At 61.1% G+C, this 4,077-nt stretch carries 1 protein-coding gene; it reads left to right on the forward strand.

What is annotated here, in order from left to right; genetic code table 11:
• Window positions 1–958 precede the first annotated feature (958 nt).
• The gene (locus tag AB0300_RS18605) at window positions 959–3,127 is read left to right on the forward strand and encodes a hypothetical protein (protein ID WP_366216659.1); all 2,169 of its coding nucleotides are present in this window, start codon (window positions 959–961) and stop codon (window positions 3,125–3,127) included.
• Window positions 3,128–4,077 lie beyond the last annotated feature (950 nt).

Here is a 4,077-nt window from a genome sequence, read left to right on the forward strand (position 1 = left end):
TGCCCGAGGCCGCCTGGATCAACCAGCCCTCACAGGAGGCCCTCATACAGACCGCCTGACGGAATCTGTCTCACCCGCCTTGACACTTTCCGCATCGACGACTGAACGCTGGATCCAAACAAACATTGAGATGCTTGGAGACAGCCACCTGCTCCGTGCCGTCCGCGCTTTTCGGTTTCAGTCCCCGACGAGACGATCGCTTGCCGAACGTCTCGTGCGATCTATCGAAGCACGATCCCGAAGCCAGGTAAGTGGCGCCGGGGCGACTGCAGCCACGTATATCGAACTTGCGCGGGCTTCTTGGCCACTCGAGTCAGCTGCAGCACGGGCCTATTTTCTTGAGGCGCTCGACTCTGCGGATCTCATCGGTGACCAGGTCGACCTCCAATGGCGCACTACCCTCGACATCGCACGCGTCGCCAGCTCCGGTCCTCCGACTCGCACTCAAGCAATCGCTATCGCCAGAGCATGCGAAGCAATCCAGCGGGCCGAACTGATCGATCTTGATCCAGGTGAAGCGCTTCGAGCCGTTGGAAGGTTCGATCTCGTTGCAGCACTAGACGTTGCATCGCGTTGGCGGGATCGTCGAGTTTCTACCCTCAGTCGATCGCTAGGCGGTCTGCTCGAGAAGCGCTCCGGACCGCTGCGTGCGCATCCCGACATCGCATTAGCCATCGCAGCGTTGCACGAGTATCCCATTGGAGAGATACTCGACGATTCTTCCACCGCTCTGAGTGAGGTTCTGCTAGACCATGCCTTATCGATCCTCAACAGGCGCGGCACAGCAGCGGAGACTGACCCGTCAGTGTGCGCGCTTGCAACTTCTCTTGGCCGTTCCATGAGATACCGGGCCGATACGGCCGAGCAGACGCTCGGGGGGAGCTTCCTAAAACAGTCCCGACGAGAGCAGAGCGACCGAAGACAACGAAAAGCAGAGGCCCTTGGCGCACTCCAGCGGTTGGACTACGCCGTCGTCGCGGGTTGGCAACGCGCGTTCGAGCTAGGGAGCTACGACTACCACCTTGACGTTTTCGCTGCCCTCAGAGCGGGGTTGCCCGCCGCGGCATCAGCCGATCGATCGTCGGCGATCCGGTCGCTCGCTGATGCCATCGACAGTCGGTGGACTGCAAAAGCCGCGATTGAGGTTCTCGACTCCCTGACCACCGTCACCATTCCGGAACGAAGAGCACGACAAGAGGCTGTTGAACAAGTCCTTGCTCGCTTCGCTTACGAAGTTGTCACGTCGTCGTTCGAGATTTTGCCGCTTTCTGCGGCTGCGCGCATGCTTGGTCGTTCTGAAGAGGAGCTGAAGGAACGTGCCTTCCGTTCGTGGGCACAAACCGAGGCGCGCACGTCTGTCGAAGGTTATTACGCGATGAGTGTCCATCTTGCCGAGCTTGCCGGTGGGCAAACGACTCTCACCTTGCTTGACGATGCCGTCGAACAGTTCGCATCCTTGGTGGCGGCTACTTCCACAGAACTGCCTCCACTTGAGCTGCCGGCCGCGGTCGACACCGTGGAGGCAGCGATCGCACGCATGATCTGGGGCGCGCTGGCCGACCCCTCTACGGCGATTCGATGGGACGCGGCATACGCGACTCTTGGTTTAGCGCGGCTTGGCAGGGATGACGTCCTATTCGAGCTGTGTGCCCTTGCCGCATCAGATAAGCACAGAGACCTTGGGGATCCCGCGCTCGAGTTCTACTCAATGCACGCCGACTGGTTCCTCCTGCTGGCGTTGCGTCGCGCGGTGGTCGAGCATGGCCTACTCGGTCGCGTCGTTGCTTTCAGGTCCTTCGTTGAACGGGTGTTATCTAACCCTCCGCATGCAGTCCTCACGCCGCTCGCTATTGAAGTGCGTGCAGCGTTGGACGGCACGGTCCCACCTGCCTGGCCGCGACCGGAGCCAATACAGGTCGACTGGAGTCGTCGAGCTCGCGACCACTACGACCGTCCGGATGTGGACTATCAATTCGGCTGGGATTTCAGAGAGAGTGAAATTCACGGAATCGCTGATGCCCTTGGCCTAGATCGAGACGCGGTCGAGCAGGAGGCGAGCGACGTGATCACCGAGTTCTGGGGGCGCGCGGAACGAGGCGGCCGTGACGAGGATGCGCGCCACGTCCTAGGGCTATTCGTCGAAGGTGAGACCTACGACCGCTATGCGAATCCGCCTACGCATGACCTCGACCACTACCTCTCGTTCCATTCTCTGATGATCGTCGCGGGACGAAACGCCGAGCTTCAGCCAGCCAGGAGGTACGACGGCGACGATGAGGATGAGTTCACGCGCCAACTTCGTCCGAACAAGCTCGCTCGACCCGATGGCTACTGGGTCGGTGAGACGCGTGTGGGCCCGCCGGTCGGGCCACTACAGGAGCAAGGCGACGATCGACTGTGGCGGTGGGGGATAGGAGCGGACGACTTTTTCCCGCATCTTCACCTCTCCGAGACCGAGTTTGTTTGCTGGGCCGACTCCAGTGCTTCCGGATACACCCGTGCTGAAGATGTCCGCGTCCAGTCAGTGCTGGTGCCGACAACGCTCGCCTCCGCATATTGCCGGTCACTCCAGATCGACCGCGATCTGTGGGACTTCCGAATTCCGACTGTTCAGGAGCACGATGAGCAAGACGACTACTTCCCTGAGGTGCGGAGCACTTCTGGAGTCGCCAACCCATTCACGCTTCAGCCTTGGATCCGACTCGTAGATGGACGTGACGGGCTCGACAAGCATGATCGAGCGGCGCGCGGACTCACCTACCCGCCTCCGCTCCTCGATAGCAGGCTCGCGTTCACGGAGCAGAACGATCAGCCGCCTCGAACGACTTGGTTTGATCAGGATCAGGCGCTAGTCGCATGGGCGGAGTCGTGGAATGACCAGGGCCACCGCGAGACTGGCAGACATGGGTCGCGTCTCGTTATGACCTACTCCCATCTCGACACGATTCTCCGAGCACGCGAACTCAGTATCGTCTCGGTCGTGTCTATTGATCGCCGCCTGCGCGGCACGATTCACCGACGTTCCACAACAGAGGAGTTCGATCGCGTTGGGCACTACTTCAGAGTCTTCGAGTACCGGCCGGGGCAGGGATGGGTTGACTACCGAGGCTGTTCTCAGCCTGGGTAGGCAGCTTTCCGCGGAACTCGACGATGCCGACACTCTAGGGCGATGGATGGCCCACTATCTGAGCGAGCGACTCAAAGAGCGCTCAGATGCGGATAATCCAGCGCCCGACGCGGAAATCGCGGACCTAATTGTCCGCTTCTGGGCGCATCGCGCTGGAGCACCACTACGGCATCAGCCGTTCGGTTACTACTCGAAAATCGTGGAGTCGATTGATCGGATCGACCGCATGTCAGCCGAGCGGATGACGCCACAACCCGCATCCGCTGAGCATGGGGGGACGGGTAGCGATTTTCAGAGGATCGCCGCTTCGTTGGTAGGGACTAGCGTCGCGGCGAGCAAGGTGAGCTCAGCATTGCTCACCGAACTACAGTTGCACGCCTGGAACGAGGAAGCTGCTTGGCAGCCATACTCTGCCGCCTTGAACGGCGGGGAATCTGACGAGGCAGTCCGCAGGCTCATCGGCCGTATGGTCGCGCGAAGTACGGACGCGGACGAGCGACGCGAGAACTTGCTTGCGAACCTCCGCGATCTCGAAGATGCAGCCCGATCTGCTCGCGAGACCGTCGAGCAGGTTGCCCTTGCGAAACCCCAAACCACTGAGCAGAGAACTTCGCGTCGACGCCGAGGTGGTCGCTGACGCTGGGCGACGATCGAGTGAAGTCCACCGTCCTGTCTGCGAGGGGTCGGGTCTTGCGGTCTTCTGCGCTGGACTCGTGATGGTGAGGCGCTGACCCCTGCCCGAGGGGCCGGCTGCGGCAGAATGTCGCAGGCTCTCGGCTCCCTGACAACTCATCGAAAGAGCAGCCCGTCCTGCAACTTGCTGACAGGTGTGGATTGAATGAACCGGGAAGCACGTGCCTGGAGTCCCGCGGGGTGGTGGTCTTTCGGGCCCGCGGCGTCGTGACCGCGACGGGGTGAGCCATCGTGCGATGGTCAGTGAGAACGACCAA

The organism is Microbacterium sp. NPDC078814 (assembly GCF_040702645.1).
Taxonomy (GTDB): Bacteria; Actinomycetota; Actinomycetes; order Actinomycetales; family Microbacteriaceae; genus Microbacterium.